General features: G+C 30.2%; 17 protein-coding genes. 10 read left to right on the top strand and 7 right to left on the bottom strand.

Features of this window, described 5'->3' with window-relative positions:
- The first annotated feature begins 69 nt into the window (after positions 1-69).
- From HW275_RS11930 to HW275_RS11910, 5 genes are all read left to right on the top strand, one after another.
- A complete protein-coding gene (locus HW275_RS11930; protein WP_178936766.1) occupies positions 70-774 on the top strand; it encodes a UTRA domain-containing protein in 705 nt (234 codons plus the stop codon).
- Positions 775-818: 44 nt separating this feature from the next.
- Positions 819-1,502: a response regulator transcription factor gene (locus HW275_RS11925; protein ID WP_178936765.1), complete on the top strand. Its 684-nt coding sequence runs from the start codon at positions 819-821 to the stop codon at positions 1,500-1,502.
- Between the two features lie 35 nt (positions 1,503-1,537).
- Positions 1,538-2,902 carry a cell wall metabolism sensor histidine kinase WalK gene (locus tag HW275_RS11920; RefSeq protein WP_178936764.1) on the top strand — a complete coding sequence of 455 codons (1,365 nt, stop codon included), beginning with the start codon at positions 1,538-1,540 and terminating at the stop codon, positions 2,900-2,902.
- A gap of 395 nt (positions 2,903-3,297) precedes the next feature.
- Positions 3,298-3,576, top strand: coding sequence for a PepSY domain-containing protein (locus tag HW275_RS11915; RefSeq protein ID WP_178936763.1), 279 nt, complete (start codon positions 3,298-3,300; stop codon positions 3,574-3,576).
- Positions 3,577-3,607: 31 nt separating this feature from the next.
- Positions 3,608-3,949, top strand: coding sequence for a PepSY domain-containing protein (locus HW275_RS11910; RefSeq protein WP_178936762.1), 342 nt, complete (start codon positions 3,608-3,610; stop codon positions 3,947-3,949).
- A 77-nt stretch (positions 3,950-4,026) separates the two neighbouring features.
- Here the strand turns inward: HW275_RS11910 and HW275_RS11905 are convergent, their stop codons facing one another.
- On the bottom strand, positions 4,027-4,971 hold the full coding sequence (locus HW275_RS11905; protein ID WP_178936761.1) for an ROK family protein: 945 nt from the start codon (positions 4,969-4,971) through the stop codon (positions 4,027-4,029).
- Positions 4,972-5,694: 723 nt separating this feature from the next.
- Between HW275_RS11905 and trpS the strand changes: the two genes are divergently transcribed.
- Complete coding sequence (trpS, locus tag HW275_RS11900; RefSeq protein WP_178936760.1) at positions 5,695-6,669, top strand: tryptophan--tRNA ligase; 975 nt, start codon at positions 5,695-5,697, stop codon at positions 6,667-6,669.
- A 121-nt stretch (positions 6,670-6,790) separates the two neighbouring features.
- Entirely contained in the window at positions 6,791-7,687 is an 897-nt protein-coding gene (locus HW275_RS11895) for a CPBP family intramembrane glutamic endopeptidase (RefSeq protein WP_178936759.1), read from the top strand.
- 77 nt (positions 7,688-7,764) lie between these two features.
- Here the strand turns inward: HW275_RS11895 and trmD are convergent, their stop codons facing one another.
- The 6 genes from trmD to HW275_RS11865 all read right to left on the bottom strand — a co-directional run bounded on the left by trmD (position 7,765) and on the right by HW275_RS11865 (position 13,706).
- On the bottom strand, positions 7,765-8,529 hold the full coding sequence (trmD, locus tag HW275_RS11890) for a tRNA (guanosine(37)-N1)-methyltransferase TrmD (protein WP_178936758.1): 765 nt from the start codon (positions 8,527-8,529) through the stop codon (positions 7,765-7,767).
- Positions 8,530-8,568: 39 nt separating this feature from the next.
- On the bottom strand, positions 8,569-9,078 hold the full coding sequence (gene rimM, locus HW275_RS11885) for a ribosome maturation factor RimM (RefSeq protein ID WP_178936757.1): 510 nt from the start codon (positions 9,076-9,078) through the stop codon (positions 8,569-8,571).
- A 36-nt stretch (positions 9,079-9,114) separates the two neighbouring features.
- Complete coding sequence (locus tag HW275_RS11880) at positions 9,115-9,534, bottom strand: PTS-dependent dihydroxyacetone kinase phosphotransferase subunit DhaM (RefSeq protein ID WP_178936756.1); 420 nt, start codon at positions 9,532-9,534, stop codon at positions 9,115-9,117.
- A 59-nt stretch (positions 9,535-9,593) separates the two neighbouring features.
- The gene (locus HW275_RS11875) at positions 9,594-10,157 is read right to left on the bottom strand and encodes an RNA methyltransferase (protein WP_178936755.1); all 564 of its coding nucleotides are present in this window, start codon (positions 10,155-10,157) and stop codon (positions 9,594-9,596) included.
- 29 nt (positions 10,158-10,186) lie between these two features.
- Positions 10,187-11,272, bottom strand: a complete 1,086-nt coding sequence (locus tag HW275_RS11870; RefSeq protein WP_178936754.1) for an O-antigen ligase — start codon at positions 11,270-11,272, stop codon at positions 10,187-10,189.
- A 160-nt stretch (positions 11,273-11,432) separates the two neighbouring features.
- Positions 11,433-13,706, bottom strand: coding sequence for a U32 family peptidase (locus HW275_RS11865; RefSeq protein ID WP_370464360.1), 2,274 nt, complete (start codon positions 13,704-13,706; stop codon positions 11,433-11,435).
- Positions 13,707-14,298: 592 nt separating this feature from the next.
- On the opposite strand from HW275_RS11865, the gene HW275_RS11860 reads away from it, so the two are divergent.
- From HW275_RS11860 to grpE, 3 genes are all read left to right on the top strand, one after another.
- Positions 14,299-14,742: a DUF3290 family protein gene (locus HW275_RS11860; RefSeq protein ID WP_178936752.1), complete on the top strand. Its 444-nt coding sequence runs from the start codon at positions 14,299-14,301 to the stop codon at positions 14,740-14,742.
- Between the two features lie 55 nt (positions 14,743-14,797).
- The gene (locus HW275_RS11855; RefSeq protein WP_178936751.1) at positions 14,798-15,430 is read left to right on the top strand and encodes a DUF421 domain-containing protein; all 633 of its coding nucleotides are present in this window, start codon (positions 14,798-14,800) and stop codon (positions 15,428-15,430) included.
- A 281-nt stretch (positions 15,431-15,711) separates the two neighbouring features.
- The gene (gene grpE, locus HW275_RS11850) at positions 15,712-16,308 is read left to right on the top strand and encodes a nucleotide exchange factor GrpE (RefSeq protein ID WP_370464356.1); all 597 of its coding nucleotides are present in this window, start codon (positions 15,712-15,714) and stop codon (positions 16,306-16,308) included.
- Positions 16,309-16,310 lie beyond the last annotated feature (2 nt).

Here is a 16,310-nt window from a genome sequence, read left to right as displayed (position 1 = left end):
TTTTGCCATTGTCATTTTGCAATTTATGGGCTATAATAAAACTGATGTTTCTTGAAAGGAGATGTGCCTGTGAGCAAATACAAAGAAGTTTATAATGATATAAAGGAAAAAATAACAAATGGAACATTTAAGGCTAGGGAATTTTTAAAAAGTGAATCGGAACTGGCACGTAAATATTCGTATTCTAAAGATACTATAAGAAAAGCGCTTTCCATGCTTGAACTGGATGGATATATTCAAAAGATAAAAGGGAAAAATTCAATGGTTCTTGAAAATGGGCGGTTTAAAAACAGCTTATCAAACTTAAGAACTTCAAAGGAGCTTAATAAAATTGAAAATATCGACATTAATACTAATCTGGTTGAATTGAATGTTGTTAATGGAATTAGCGAGATTATGGATATTTTTGAAGTGTCTGAGGATGTTTCATTTTATAGGGTTTCACGTACACGTGTGCTGGATGGGGAAGCACTTGAATACGAAATTACCTATTTTGACAAAAGAGTTGTACCATTTTTGGATAAAAATATTGTCGAAAGCTCAATTTATGATTATCTGGAAAAAAAACTGCATTTGAAAATATCACATTCACGGCGGGAAATAAAATTTAGATATGCCACTGAAAATGAAAAAAAATACATGGACTTAAAAAATTTTGATTCTGTCGTCGTAATAGAAAGCCATACATACTTGTCTAATGGAACATTGTTTCAATATGGCGTAAATTCATACAGGCCTGACAAATTTGTATTTTCAACAGTAGCAAAAAGGTAAAGCTAGGGCTGTTAGAAAAAGTTGTAAGGAGGTTCTTTTGAAAAATGAGAATTTTAGTAATTGAAGATGAGGAAAATTTAAATGATATAATTACGAAAAAATTAAAGATGGAAAAATATGGGGTTGACAGCTGCTTTAATGGTACAGACGCCCTTGACTATATTTTTTCGACTGAATATGATGTTGTTGTTTCTGATATTATGCTGCCAGGAATAGACGGATTTGAGATTTTGAGAACAATACGTGAAAGAGGGATAAAAACACCTGTTTTACTGCTTACTGCGAGAGATGGGATAGAAGACAGGGTAAAAGGGCTTGACTATGGAGCGGATGACTATCTTGTAAAACCGTTTGCCTTTGATGAGCTTATGGCAAGAATAAGGGTGCTTTTACGTAGAAATCCAGCAATTAGCAATTCAAATGCAAGCAATGTCTTTAAAATCGCAAATTTAACCGTCAATTGTAACTCACATGATGTTTTCCGTGATAAAATTCCTATAAAACTGTCAACAAGGGAATTTACAATTTTGGAATATATGATTAGGAATAAAGAACGTGTCTTGTCGAGGGAACAAATTGAGCAGCATATCTGGAATTATGATTATGAGGGCGGTACAAATGTGATTGATGTCTATATCAGGTATTTACGTCGAAAAATTGACAAGGATTTTGAACCAAAGCTGATTCATACAATTCGTGGAGTTGGGTATGTGTTAAAAGCTGAATAGGTTTTGAATTTAAATAAAATAAGGAATAAAAAATAATGAAAAGATTCTTTAATAACAGTTCGATAAAGTTGAAAATTGGCTTATGGTATATGGGAATTATGATTTTGCTTGTATTTTCATCGCTGGCTATAGTTTTTTATATAAGTGAAAATATTATTCATTCAAGTGTACGAACTTATCTAAAAGATGTTGTAATTCACAGGCTTGATTATTTAACTATAAAAAATGGAGAAATTATAATTGACAGCAATTTTGATACAATGATCCAGAATGTGGAAATTGCCATTTATGACAAGGATTTTAAATTTCTCTATGGAAATTCGCCAAATGGCTTTGAGATGGATAACAGCAAATCTAAAGACGATAAAATTATGATAATTAGAAGCAGCAATCAGAAATGGTATGTTTATAACAAAACGATTAAACTGGATAATTATGGAAAAGTGTGGATTAGAGGGGTAATGCCTAATATTGGACAGTCAAGTGCGATTGAGACAGTCATTCAGATTTCCATTATAATTTTACCATTTTTCCTTATACTTTCAGCAATTGGTGGTTATGTCATTACAAGAAATGCATTTAGGCCAATTGAGCAAATTAGGAAAATAGCGGAAAAAATTAACGAAGGAAACGACTTGTCACAACGGATTAATCTAAAAAAAGGTGATGACGAGCTTCATACACTTGCAAACACCTTTGACGTGATGTTTGATAGGCTTCAGGCGTCCTTTGAAAACGAAGTGCAGTTTACTTCTGATGTTTCGCACGAGCTTAGAACTCCAATTACAGTTATCTTGACACAGGCAGAATATGGAAAAGGCTATATAAATTCAGTTGAAGAAGCTAAGAAGTCCTTTGGGATTATAGAAAAGGAAGGGCAGAAAATGTCAAAACTGGTGTCGCAGCTACTAACTTTGGCAAGGATGGAGCGTGGAAAGCAGAAGTTAAATTTGGAACATATTGATTTAAGCGAACTGATTGAAATGACAGTGGAAACACAAATTTCAAGTGCGAAAGCGAAAAATATAAAATTTATTACAAAAATCACTCCTGCAATTTATGCAAATATTGATGAAATGATGATGATGCGTGTCTTTACAAATTTAATTTCAAATGCAATCTGTTATGGAAAGCAGAACGGGACAGTAACGATAGAACTGTTTTCTGAAAATGATAAAATTATCAGCAAAATTTCTGATGATGGAATAGGAATTGAAAAAGACAAGCTGGATAAAATCTGGTTACGATTTTACCAGGTAGATTCTTCCAAAAATGGCGATAATTCTGGACTTGGGCTTTCGATGGTAAAAAAAATTATAGAATTACATAATGGACAGATCTCTGTAGAAAGTGAATTTGGAAAAGGTACAGCTTTTACAATAATTTTAGAAAAAATTTGATAAAAAAAATAATTAATAAAAACAGAACTATAATTAATTGCTTAAATTTACTGGAAAATTATGCTATAACTAGACTTTTAATACAAAATAATATACAAAAATTAAAAAAAATTTCAAAAAATGAAAAAAATTTAAAAGTTCTCATTTTTCTTTAATGTTTATGTGGTACTATTAACTTGTCAGAAAGAATGGTACTTTAGCTCAACATTAGTGCCAAACTGTTACTCGAGTAAAAATGGGCATTTTACAAAAATTGCCTATGTGAAAAATGAAAAAATTATATTTAGAAGAAAGGAGAGATTTATTAGGTAATTGTATATTATTAAAATTATTGAAGAAAAAAGTCGAATTATAGATAACAATAAACATAATTATAAGGAAAGGGATGATAAGCTATGAAGAGGAAATTTTTAAAGATGACATTATTCGGAATGTTAATCATCAGTTCGTTAGTTTTTTCAGGTAATAAGGAAAGGAAAAAAATAACAGCAATTAAAGCAAAGCAAATAGCCTTAGCTAAAGTCCCTGGAGCAACATTTGCGAATGTTCTTGAGTTTGATTCAGAGAATGCTAATCTTTATAAAGGGCAAATTAGTTATAGAGGTGTTGCTTATAACTTTGAAATTGATGTTTATACTGGAAAAATAATTAATTGGAGTGAAGAAAATAAATAAAAATTTAAAGATGGGTTATGGAGAAAAAATTATGATAAATAAAATTAAAAAAAGAGGATTTAATAATACAATTACTTTAATAATATTTCTTCTTTCTGTCAATTTGATGGCAAAAGAAATTAACAATACCGTTAAACTAGTACCAATGGTAAGCATAAAAACTTCTGACGCACAAATAACGCCAAATAAAGCAAAGGAAATTGCACTGGCACACGCTGGTGTCGCAGAATCGGCTGCCAATTTTAAACAGATAAAGTTGGATAATAAAAATGGAAAATCTGTTTACGTGATAGAGTTTATTGCAAACAAACTTAGATATGAATTTGATATTGACGCAAGCAGCGGTTCAATTATAAAATTTGAAAAGAGATAAAAATAAAAAATTAAAGACTATATAAGAAATTGGCAATCTATATAGTCTTTTTTTGTAAATTCCATTTGATTAAAAAATTAAATCATTCCAAGATAAGCGGCTCCTAAAATTCCTGCATCATTTCCAAGAGTTGCTGTAACAATTTTTAGATTTTCCAAAATTGATGGGAATGCCACATCTTTTAATTTTTCTTTCACACGGTCAAATAGGAAATCTCCAGCAAGAGCAACTCCTCCACCTACAACAACAATTTCAGGATCTAGTATGCTAAGCAGATTTCCAATTCCTAATGCTAATTTTTCCGCTTCATAATCCACAATATCAAGTGAGAATTCATCACCTTTTTTAGCGGCGTCAAACACATCCTTTGCTTCTAAATCTCTACCGTTTGTCATTTCGTAAAGCAAGTTTTGCTTATTTACTGCAAGACGGCTGTTTGCTTCACGAATTATTCCAGTAGCAGAAGCATAGGCTTCCCAGCACCCTTTCTGTCCGCATCCGCATAATTTACCGTTTGGTTCAATTTTAATATGTCCAACTTCTCCGCCTGCACCATGTTCTCCGCTTACAAGTTTTCCATCAACAATGATTCCGCCACCGATTCCAGTTCCTATTGCAAGTCCTAATACATTTTTATATCCCTGTGCGGCACCTTTCCACATTTCTCCAAGTGTAATTACATTTACATCATTATCAACCTTTACTGGTTTTCCTAAATTTTTCTCAAATTCCAATGCCAAATCCACTCCATTTTTCCAAGGAAAATTCGCCCAAAACTTAACAACTCTTGAATTTAACACAGGCCCTGGCACTCCAACACCAACTGATACAACATTATCAAAATTAACATTACTTCCTTCAATTTGAGTAATCAGAATTTTTGATAATCTTTGAATTGTTTCAGAAAAACCTTCCATTGAATCAGTTTTTACAATAGTTGTAAAAATAATATTCCCTTTTTCATCCACAAGTCCAATCTTTGTATTAGTTCCTCCCAAATCAATTCCTACATAATATTTCATATTTCCTCCTAATTATAATTTTTTATTTTATTTCCATAACACATAGTAAAACATCTTTAAAATTAATTTTTATATCAATATTAGTTTACCTTATTTCTTCTACTTTTTCAATATTTTACAAAATTTTTTTTTAATGATATAATGAAAATATATTTTTTAAAGAAAAAGAATCTGTTTAATAATCTAATTTTAAAATCTATCCTTAAGTATTCAATTTAATAATTTTTATTTTGGATTATTTTGATTAATAATTATTTTTTTCTAAATTTATATATTTTTTCTTTTTTATAGAGCAAGGGGAATCAATCGCCATTCCCCTTTATTTCGCAATAACAGTTATTTTAAAATATTTAAATAATGCCATACTCAAGATAATAGCGAAAGTATTACGCACTATCCCCAGTTTGTCTAAGCATTTTTTGAAAACAAAAATTAAACTCGCTACATAAAACTTCGCTCAGACAGTAATTTTTATTTCCCAAAAATCACGACATTTTCGATTTAACTATAATATTCTATTATGATAAAAAAATTTTCAAGCAAAATTTTGTTAGGAGAAATTAAAAATATAAATGAAAAAACAAATATTAACCAAAATATCCTAAAATAAAAATAAAAAAATATTAATTTAAATACTTGTGGATAGGTAGTGGTATTTTAAAAAATTATAGAATAAAAATTAAGTTATTGGACAAATTTAATAATAAAATTATGGAGGTTTTTATGAGAAGTTTATCAGGAATACAGCCCAGCGGAATTTTACATATTGGGAATTATTTTGGGGCTATTAAGCAGTTTGTGGAATTGCAGGATGAATATGAAGGTTTTTATTTTTTGGCAAATTATCATGCTTTGACGTCTTCGCCGAAAGGGGAGGATTTGAAGGCTAATACGATTAATGTGATTTTGGATTATTTGGCTTTGGGATTGGATCCTGAGAAGTCAACGTTGTTTTTGCAGTCGGATGTACCTGAGCATGCCGAATTGTCTTGGATTTTATCAAATATTTCTCCAATGGGGCTACTGGAAAGGGCTCATTCATACAAGGACAAAATTGCAAAAGGGATTAAGCCAAATGTGGGGCTGTTTACTTATCCGATACTTATGGCGGCTGATATTTTGATGTACTCGCCAGATATTGTGCCTGTTGGGAAGGATCAGAAGCAACATGTGGAAATGACTCGTGATATTGCGATTAAATTTAACGAAACTTACGGTAAGGAAGTATTCAAGCTTCCAAAAGAAAAAATTGTTGAAAATGTAGCAACTGTGCCAGGAACAGATGGAGACAAAATGAGCAAGTCTTATGGAAATGTAATAAATATGTTTGGTTCAAAAAAAGCACTGAAAAAACAGATAATGAGCATTGTAACAGATTCAACGCCTTTAGAGGAGCCAAAAAATCCTGACAACAACATCACAAAATTATATGCTCTTTTTGCAACAGAAGCAGAAGTAGAAGCATTAAAGGAAAAATTCAGAGCTGGAAACTTTGGATATGGACATGCCAAAAATGAATTGTTTGACAAATTCATGGATTATTTTTCTCCATTCCAGAAAAAACGTGAAGAACTGGAAAACAATATGGATTATGTATATGGAATTTTGCGTAAAGGTGCAAACAAGGCTAGAAGCATTGCAACTGAGAAGATGGATGAAGTTAGGGATGTAGTGGGGCTTTTGAAGAAAAATTATTAAAAAATTAGTGATTTTTATTTGAATAGTTTTATTTTAATTGTAAAGAAAAGGCACATTTAAGTGTCTTTTTTGGCTTTAAAAATTTTACTATGATATTTATAAAAATAAGAGGTAGGATCAAATGAAGAGAATAACAAATTTAGAGGATAACACAAAAAAAGATATTTTTCTAATTTTATTTATAATTTATATATTTCACCTTCTATTTATGATTCCTTTACACAACGATACAGTATTTACCGAGAATAAAATATTTAAATATGTGTATATGTTTAGAATACATAGATGGATACTTAGTTTTCCAATAATTTATTATTTTGTAAAAACTTATAAAAAATATGAATATTTTAAAACGAATGAAAAATTAAAGGCGAAAGACTTTAGTATTTATTTTGCATTAGCCTTTTGGGTAGGTAATTTTTTTAGTTTTTTAATTGTATTAATGAGCAGTCATAAGGGACGAACACCTGTGGTAGCGATATACGAACCTCTGTATACAGATGTAATAATGATAGTTTGTGTGGCACCAATACTAGAAGAAATAGTATTTCGGGGAGTTATAATGAATAATTTAAAAAAATATGGAATAAAAACAGCAATAGTTATTAATTCAGTCTTTTTTGCATTATCTCATTATAATATAGATATGATTATCCCGGCATTCTTTACAGGAATTATTTTTTCCTATGTTGCATATAAGTATTCAACAAAATATTCTATTTTAATACATTTTTTTATAAATGCAATAACGAAAACATCTCAGGTTTTAATTCTTTTAAGAATTGAGATACTTCTAATTCTAGTTGGTTTGTTTTCTGCCTTTTTGATTATCTTTTTATTAGTATTTTTTATAATTGGATTGTTGGAAGGGAAGTACAAAGAAGTACTTTCGATTTTTGAATTAAATGTTGAAGATAGGGAAAATATGATTGCGTTTTTAAAAAATAATGTTTTATATTTGCTGGTAATATTTGCAATCGTAGTTTCTAATTTAGTGTTTAACTATAGGATAGTTTGACGAAATGGGGAGTTTCTTTTCAGGGAAACTCCTTTTAAAATTTAAATTATATTATTTAATAAAGTCATTTTTATTTTTTATTTACTTTTTAAATACTTCTTATAAACCTTCTTAAATTCCAAATCTTCATCAATATTTTCCAGCTTTTTCTCAAATAAGTCCATTCTATTTTTCATAGTTTTTTCAATTGAATGAAACTGCCTGTATTCATCAATTTTAGCGTGATTTCCACTTCGCAGGACTTCTGGAACGGTGTAGCCGTCAATTTCTACGGGCCTTGTGTATTGTGGAAAGCCTAAAAGTCCGTTATAAAAAGAGTCGGTTTCAAAGGATTCCTTTTTTATTACGCCTTCCTTTATACGAATTACAGAGTCCATAATTACAAGGGAAGGCAAGTCGCCACTGCTTAGGACGTAATCACCAATGGAAATTTCTTCATCTACAAATTTATCAATTACTCTTTGATCCAGCCCTTCGTAACGTCCTGAAATAAGTACGATTTCATCTTTTTCTGAAAGTTCTGTAACTTTGTTGTGGGTTAGCTGTTTTCCTTGTGGGGATAAAAAAATTACGTAAGGTTTTTTTGAATTTTCGTTATTTTCGTTATTGTAAAATTCGTAGTTTTCATAAAAGAAGTTCCAGTAGGCTTCTGGCTTTAAAACCATTCCAGCACCGCCTCCAAAAGGGATGTCGTCCATCTGGCTGTGCTTATTTCTGGCGTAATCTCTTATGTTTACGATGTTAAAGTCGATAATATCCTTGTCGCTTGCTCTTTTTAGGATAGTTTGTGATAAATACTGCTCAAATAATTCTGGGAATAGTGTGAGTACGTTAAATTTCATTGATTTTACCTCTTGCATTTATTTTTAAATTCTATTTATTTATTCTCGCATTCCATCAATCAGGATTACTTCGATTCTGTTGTTTGGAAAATCGATTTTTGCTACAAATTCATCAATTAATGGAACCATTATTTCTTTTTTTGTATCGATATCTTCAATAATTAGGATATTGTGGGCTGCGGTTTCCATTACATCTACAACTTCTCCAATTTTCTCATTTTCAGAAAACACTTCTATTCCAAATAAATCTTTTACGTAAAAATCATCTTCGTCTCTTTTAGGCAGTAAATCACGGCGGATTTTGACTTTATAGCCATTCAGCTCCTTTGCAGCGTCAATATTGTCAATTTTTTCAAAGTTCAAAATTGCTTTTTTGTCATTCAGCCTTTTTATATTTTTTACAACAAGTAATTTCTTTTTGTCGTTTTTTTCAAGAAGAACACGTTCATTTTTGATAAGTTCAATATTTTCAAAAATTGAGTTGATTTTGACACTTCCACGTAAATGGTGTGTTCCAACGATTGTTCCTATATTTACTAAGTTTTCCATTATTTATTATTATTTCTCTCTTTCTTAAATCTTTTTCTAAATTTCTTTTTTTAATTTTGTAAATTTTCTGCTATCTTCGGCAATCATTTTTAAGTCATCCAAGTCGATTCCATCAAAGTTGGCTGCAACTGCTGAAATTACCCCTTCCACTAATGGAGCGTCCGCAATTTTTGCCTCAACTTGTCCTTCCAATTCCTTTATTGCCTTAGCTGCATTAAAGACAGAACTTCCCATATCTACGAAAACAAGCACCCCAGCACCGTTATCTGCACGGATTATCGCTTTTTTCACATTTTCGGCATTTGTTCCATAAACTTCCCTACTTGCATTTCCCCCATTTTCCAATGCAAATTCTTCCTGCTTGAACACTTTCACAAAATTAATAATTTCCTGTGCAAGTGTATTACTGTGGCTAACTACCACGATTCCTACTAATTTATGATTATTTTCCTTCATTTTTTTATTTTTGTCCTTTCATATTATGTTTGTGTTTTTATTTTTTGTTATTTTGATTTTTAATTTTCTCCCAATAATCTGTCTAAAATTATTGAAACGGCACTTCTGACACATAAATGATTGTATTTAGTCTTTCCCCGGATTGGTTCCAAAATTTTATAGGATAAATCCATAATTTCATTTGTAAGCCCCCAGCCTGTTCCAAACAAAATTAGATATGGCGAATCATCTTCAACCATTTCCTTGCCTAAATCAGCATATCCGACAGTATTTGGAAAAATTTTTGCCGAAGTCGTTATAATTTTTGGTTTTTTCCCTTCAATTTTTTCAATTGTTTCTATCGCACTTTGGACAGAATCTTCAAGTTCTGTATTTTCAAAGGCTTCATTTCGGTTTTTGTTAAATTCTATTCCGTTTCCCTCAGTCCAGTAGCCAATAATTCTGCCAGTCAGCTCTTTCTGGGCATCAACTGGAGTTATGATGAAATATTTTTTTATATCATAAGTCCTGCAAGTTCTGGAAATATCGTGTATGTCAAAGTTTGTGACAGAAGTTGCCACAATAGCGTTATTTCTATTGTATACAGGATAGTGGACAAGCCCCACATATATGTTATCTCTCATTTTTTGTATTCCTCTCAGATTTTTTTAATTTATTTATTTCGTTTCTGTCTGTAGCCACGTATCTGTTCGTTTTGCTCCCTGTAAGCTAAAGCCATAATAAACAGCAGTACAGTTTGTACCCAGAAAATTGCAAAATCAGTAAAATTATGAATTACAATTCCAGCAATCAGAGCAATTTTTAACACATTATTTCTGTCATTTCTCAAAATATCGTATAGGTAGCGTAAAAATACGGTAAGTAAAGCTATTGTTCCGATTAGTCCGTAACTTAAAAGCAGTTCTACAAGCGCATTATGCGAATGCGGATATACGTAATTTGTAAATTTGTAGTAAAAAAAGTTTCCGTGTCCGTACAGAATGTTTGTTTTCTTGAAAATTCTGAATGCCATATCAATAATTTCCACCCTTAGCCAGAAATATTCTATTAATGTGCTTTCCCGCAAGAATGGGAAAATTCCTGACACTACCCCTAGAATATATGACAGAAGTGCTAAAATGCACCCAGCAAAATATCTTCTTCGTAAAAAGTAGAAAAATAATACAAATATTCCAAGAACTGCAGCAATTAGTGAGGATCTTGAGCCAGTCAGCAGTATTGTCAGAATATTCATTAAAAATATGGCAAAATTAATTTTTGATTTTTTTTCAAAAGTAAAATATAAATTTATAATTGCTGACATCATCATAATGCTTCCCAAATAATTTGGATTAAGATACCCAAAATAGCCAATTCTACTGTGTGTGAATAAAAATTCTCCAATTCCGACAAAAAGCGATATTCCAGAAAATTTTGCCATCCATTCCAAATTATTTTTTTTAAAATTCACATCCACAATTAACGTATAGTAACGCCCAACTACAATGCACAAAAATATTGGAATTGCGATTAACCCTAAAATATTTTTATAAAAGGCGGAAGTTATAAGTGAAAATCCTAAAACAATTCCCACCGTAATAAGCGACTTGTCCTTAAATATTTTTTTGTATTCTCCAGTTGTAAAAATATTTACCAATATTAAAATGCTAAATAAAATAACTAAAACATAATGTATAAAAATTGATGCACCCAAAAGTAAATACAATTTTTCCAAATATTTCTGATTTTTTGTTTCCAAGTTTCCTCCTTATAGTTATAATAAGATAGTAAAACATCTTTAAAATTATAGCCAATCCATTTAAAAATTGGAGTAAAAATATGTAAAAAACAATGGACTATAGATATAGCCAACTTTCTGCTCTCGTTTTAAACTAGAATTGCTATATATTCAAAATTTTTTATAAAACTCCCTGCTCAAAGGCATAAGGAGTGTATTTTCCACTTTTTGTATCAATACTTTTAATAATCTTTTTCACTTCATCTGCCTTTTCAAACGTAAAGTCCAGTCTTAATTCATCCAAATTCAGCTCATAAATATCATCCAGCCTTGGTATCAGATTCATCGGCTTATCCAAATAAAGTTCAATATTATCAAGTTCATTTCTTACAATCTTGTACTTATCATAAAATTCTCCTTCCAGCTCCTTGTATTCCTTATCAAAAATTTTATGCTCGATGTACATTCCTTTTAGATGGCCATAAATTACAAGCCCTTTTTTCAACTTGTCAGATTTTATGTTTTTTAGTTGCCGATAACTTAATTCTGGCGATAAAAATACAGTTTCAAGATTTTTAAAGCTGGAAAACATCTCAATTGCATGATTGTTGAAAACATTTAAGTTCCAGTCCAGCGTTTGCCCTTTTACTCCAGTTTTTTCTCCCATAATTGCCTGATAAAGATTGGAGGCTAAATTTGTACCTATTTTTATTTTATTTGTTTTAGACAAATTCTTTTCCTTTGCAACGTCAAACTGTTTTCTGTAAACTTTTGTTATCCCCATTTCACGACAGACATTTTCCTGTTCGTCATTTGTAACAAGTGCAGAAATGATAGGCTTTTTGCTATTTTTATCTTTCCCACTTTCCATATTTTCAGAATTTTTATTTGTTTCAAAATCGTATTTTTTTCGCTCAATAGCCGTTCTTTTGTAAGATTCAAGCAATTTTTCCAAAAGTTCCGAAACACATTCCCTTTTCAGAGTTTTCAGCTCACTAAACGGAATAAATGAAGTCCCATCATAATCAATCTGAATTTTCCCAAGCTCAAATGTCGTATCTCCAAGTTCCCCAATTTTTTCAGCAATTTGCTCTTTTGTAATCAATTTTTTTGCATCTTGCTCAATAATATTTCTTTTTTTTGTAACAGAAATTATTTCATTTTTCAAATTTTCAATTTCCAGCGTAAGCTCGAATTTCTGCCCTTTTTTTGCAAGTAATGTCGCATTAACAGCCGCATATCTTTTGGAAACTTTTATATTATGGATAATTCTGTCATTAATTTCTTTGGAATAATTTTTGTAAATATATCTTGTCCCTTTTGGTAATTTTCCAATGAAAACAATATCGAATCTGTCAGCTTTTGAGATTTTTTCCTTATTATTACGTTTTTCATTCTGTTTTTTATTTTTCTTTTCAGAATTTCCATTTTCTACAGCTTCAATAATCCGAATTTTATTTACATATTCTCCGCCAATTTGCTCAAAATTTTCATCCACAAATTGAACTCCATCTCCTAAAATAAGTTCATCATCAATTTTAAAATTATTCGATTCACCAATTCTCGCTCCAAGAAAATATCCAAAATTTGAGGAATATTTAAAGTTCATAAGTTTGTTATCCAAATAAAAATATCCTTTTGAATATCCACGGTTAAATAACTTATAACTTTCTGTCGGACGTGGAGTACCTTTTAAAATATTGTCATAATAGCTTACAGTTTCATAAACATACTCGCTCGATTTTTTTCGTCCCTCAACTTTTATCGCATCAATTCCAATATTCTTCAACATATTGATTTCCTTTTCCTGCAATAACTGATCGTTTGGGCTTAAAAAATAAGCACTTTCCCCATTTTCATCTGTAAACTTCTTACGGCAGGAATAGGCACAAAGTCCACGGTTTCCACTTCTTCCGCCAATAAAGCTGCTTATATAGCAGTTTCCAGAATAGGAAATACAAAGTGAGCCTGAAACAAATATTTCCAGTTCAATGTCAGTTTTTTCACGAATGCTTTTTATTTCTTCAAAGGAAAGTTCTCTTGCAAGGCAGACACGGGTAAGTCCTAATTCCTTTAGTTTATTGGCTTCTACGTGATTTGCCACAGTCATCTGGGTACTTCCATGAATCTTTAAATCTGGAAAATTTTCCTTCAAAAACTTCACAAATCCCAAATCCTGTACAATAACAGCATCAATCCCGTGTTCATAAACTCTTTTGACATTATTATACATGCTGTTAATCTCGCTGTCCTTCAAAATTGTATTCAAAGTTATAAGCGTCTTTACCCCACGTGAATGAGCATAGTCAATCCCGTTAAACACTTCCTGCATAGCCAAATTTTCGTTATTCCTTCTCGCTCCAAACCCTTTCAGCCCGAAAAATACCTCATTAGCCCCAGCTTTCACAGCTGCAACCAGCTTTTCATAATTACCGGCTGGTGCCAAAATATTCATTTTTCTTTTTTTATCAAAATCTATTGCTTCTTCCAATTTAAATTTCTCTCCATTTTATCCAAATTTTTCATCTTTGTATATTATATCAAATTTGTTATTTTTTTCCAATTTATTTTTTAAAATAAAATTCTATAACAATTAATTTGATAGCCTTATAAAAAAAATAAAATCTAATTTTTAAGTATCCATATAAGGGATTCTTATTCAGAATTTGAAAAACTGCTTATTAGTAATAAATGTTTTTCATATATTCTATGTTTTTTCTTTTTATACAAGCAAGGGAAATCAGTCGCCATTTCCCTTGCATCCCTGGCTCGTCTAAGCATTTTTTGAAATAAAAACGAAACTCGCTGACGCTCAGACAGTCGTTTTCATTCCAAAAAAATTGAATAAAAAATAGAAAAAACTATTATTAATCATAACTTATTAAATAAAATTATAAAAGTCCTTAAGATGGATACTTAATGATTAAATTTAATTAAAGTATATTTCGAAATTTAAATTATTTTTTTATAAAAACCTTTATTTTATGAGAAAAAGATGATATTATTATGATAAATAAATTATGGAGAAAGGAGAGAATGTTAAAAATATGGAATTTTATAATTTTATTTATTTAGAGAATAAAAAGCTTGTAATTGATAAGTTTTTTCTTGTTATAATTATTTTTGTGATTGCATTTGTATTATTTACATTCTGGAAATGGTTTAAAGGGAGCATTTCTTTGAGAGATAAACAGCTTAGTATGCTTGGTTTGATGATGATTTTTTTATTTAGCTTGTATCATTTTGAAAATTATAGAGCTAAAAATAATCAGGAAAAAGTTTATAAAAATTCGGCAAGCGTTATTAAAAAATTGGCTGAAAAATTTAAAGTTGGAGAAAATGAGATTTTTATAAATACTCCTGAAATAACAGAACATACAGTTTATAAAATAAGGGATAAGTTTTATCAGATTCATTGGGTTGACAATAATATTCTGGTTGAACAAATGACGGTTCCTTATGTAGATGAAATTAAAACGTTTAAAGAATAGTGAAACTTTTTATTTTTAAAAGCGAAAGATAATAAAGAAAGCGAGATGATGTAATTTGGATTTTATAATTCCTGTGGCGATAAAACTTACGATCGGATTTATTGCCTTGGTAGTATTTATGAATTTAAACGGACGAAGCCAGCTGGCACCAACTTCAACAGAAGATCAGATAGGTAACTATGTTCTTGGGGGAATCATTGGTGGTGTAATTTACAATCCGAGTATAACAATAGTCCAATTCCTAATAGTTCTTTTAATATGGGGACTGTTAATGACAACGATAGATTTTCTAAAAAATTCAAACAAGAATGTAAAAAAAATGATAGACGGACAAATCGTATACTTAATAAAAGGTGGAAAAATGATAACAGAAAATTTTGCTCAGGCAACTCTTTCTATTCCTGATTTTTACACAAAATTAAGGACAAAAGGAATTTTTAAAATATCAGATATTGAAGATGCATTTATGGAATCAAATGGACAGTTAATTGTTATACAAAAAAATGATGAAAATTATTCAAACCTGTTAATTTCAGAAGGAAAAATCTTGGAAGAAAACTTGGAACATATTGGAAAAGATGACAAGTGGCTGCGGGAAGAGCTGGAAAAATATAATATTTCTGATATTGATGACGTTTTTCTAGTTGAATACAGTAATGATGATAAACTTTTCATTGTGAAGAAGTAGAAAAAGTTTAATTAAAAAGAATGCTCGAATAGTAGTGCAAATTATTGTTTGAGTATTTTTTATTGTAAATATGTTTTTTTGTGTTTGAGAAAAAAGTTAATGAAATTTAATAATGAATATGCTATAATTAAGACAATTATTAAATATATTCTTAGTTTTAAACTATTGGAAATATTAATATATAAATAAATTTTACCGTAATCTTTAAATATTATTGAATTTTCACCTCGATAAAGTAAAGTTTAGAAAATATTTGAACTGCTGAGAAAGGATGAAAAATTGTGGAAAAGGAAGAGATGGAAGAAAAAGGGAAAGCTGACTTGGAAGTTAAGAATAGTGACGATAAAATTGATGAAATATTAGAAAATGTTGGAAGTATTAGTGATAAACTGAACGGAATGAATGAATTATTTCTGAAAAAAATCCAGAGTACAAGTTTTGAAAAGGAAATCGCAGATAAACTTCACGAGGAGATTCAGAAATATAGGAATGATTTGCATTTTCAGCTTGTAAAACCGCTTATATTGGATCTGATAAATATGAGGGAAAGCATGAAAAAAGGTGTGGGAAATTTTTGTAAAAAGACAGATGAGGAAAAGTTGAAACTGCTTCAAAGCTATATTGAGGAAATTGAGATTATTCTTGAAAATAATGATATAGAAATTTATGAAACAGGGAATAGAGAAAATATCGATTTTGATGCAAAAAGGCAAAAAATAATAAAAAAAATTGAAACTTCAGATGAAGAGCTGCATGGGAAAATTTATAATATTTCAAGCAGTGGGTATATGCACAAAGGAAGGGTGATTTTGCCTGAAAAAGTGGAAGTTTATATTCATAATAAAGATGAAGAAAAGGATAAGATGAAGGGAGAATAAAA

This window comes from Leptotrichia sp. oral taxon 223, from assembly GCF_013394795.1.
GTDB lineage: Bacteria > Fusobacteriota > Fusobacteriia > Fusobacteriales > Leptotrichiaceae > Leptotrichia.
The sequence above is the reverse complement of the archived record's forward strand: the minus strand, read 5'-3'. Positions and strand labels throughout refer to the sequence as shown.

Bases quoted from the DNA above. Each gene is read 5' to 3' on its own strand.
- trpS (WP_178936760.1), top strand. From the start codon at position 5,695: ATGAGAAGTTTATCAGGAATACAGCCCAGCGGAATTTTACATATTGGG.
- rimM (WP_178936757.1), bottom strand. From the start codon at position 9,078: ATGGAAAACTTAGTAAATATAGGAACAATCGTTGGAACACACCATTTA.
- HW275_RS11895 (WP_178936759.1), top strand. From the start codon at position 6,791: ATGAAGAGAATAACAAATTTAGAGGATAACACAAAAAAAGATATTTTT.
- HW275_RS11905 (WP_178936761.1), bottom strand. From the start codon at position 4,971: ATGAAATATTATGTAGGAATTGATTTGGGAGGAACTAATACAAAGATT.
- HW275_RS11915 (WP_178936763.1), top strand. From the start codon at position 3,298: ATGAAGAGGAAATTTTTAAAGATGACATTATTCGGAATGTTAATCATC.
- HW275_RS11865 (WP_370464360.1), bottom strand. From the start codon at position 13,706: ATGAATATTTTGGCACCAGCCGGTAATTATGAAAAGCTGGTTGCAGCT.
- HW275_RS11875 (WP_178936755.1), bottom strand. From the start codon at position 10,157: ATGAGAGATAACATATATGTGGGGCTTGTCCACTATCCTGTATACAAT.
- HW275_RS11880 (WP_178936756.1), bottom strand. From the start codon at position 9,534: ATGAAGGAAAATAATCATAAATTAGTAGGAATCGTGGTAGTTAGCCAC.
- trmD (WP_178936758.1), bottom strand. From the start codon at position 8,529: ATGAAATTTAACGTACTCACACTATTCCCAGAATTATTTGAGCAGTAT.
- HW275_RS11860 (WP_178936752.1), top strand. From the start codon at position 14,299: ATGGAATTTTATAATTTTATTTATTTAGAGAATAAAAAGCTTGTAATT.
- HW275_RS11925 (WP_178936765.1), top strand. From the start codon at position 819: ATGAGAATTTTAGTAATTGAAGATGAGGAAAATTTAAATGATATAATT.
- HW275_RS11920 (WP_178936764.1), top strand. From the start codon at position 1,538: ATGAAAAGATTCTTTAATAACAGTTCGATAAAGTTGAAAATTGGCTTA.
- HW275_RS11910 (WP_178936762.1), top strand. From the start codon at position 3,608: ATGATAAATAAAATTAAAAAAAGAGGATTTAATAATACAATTACTTTA.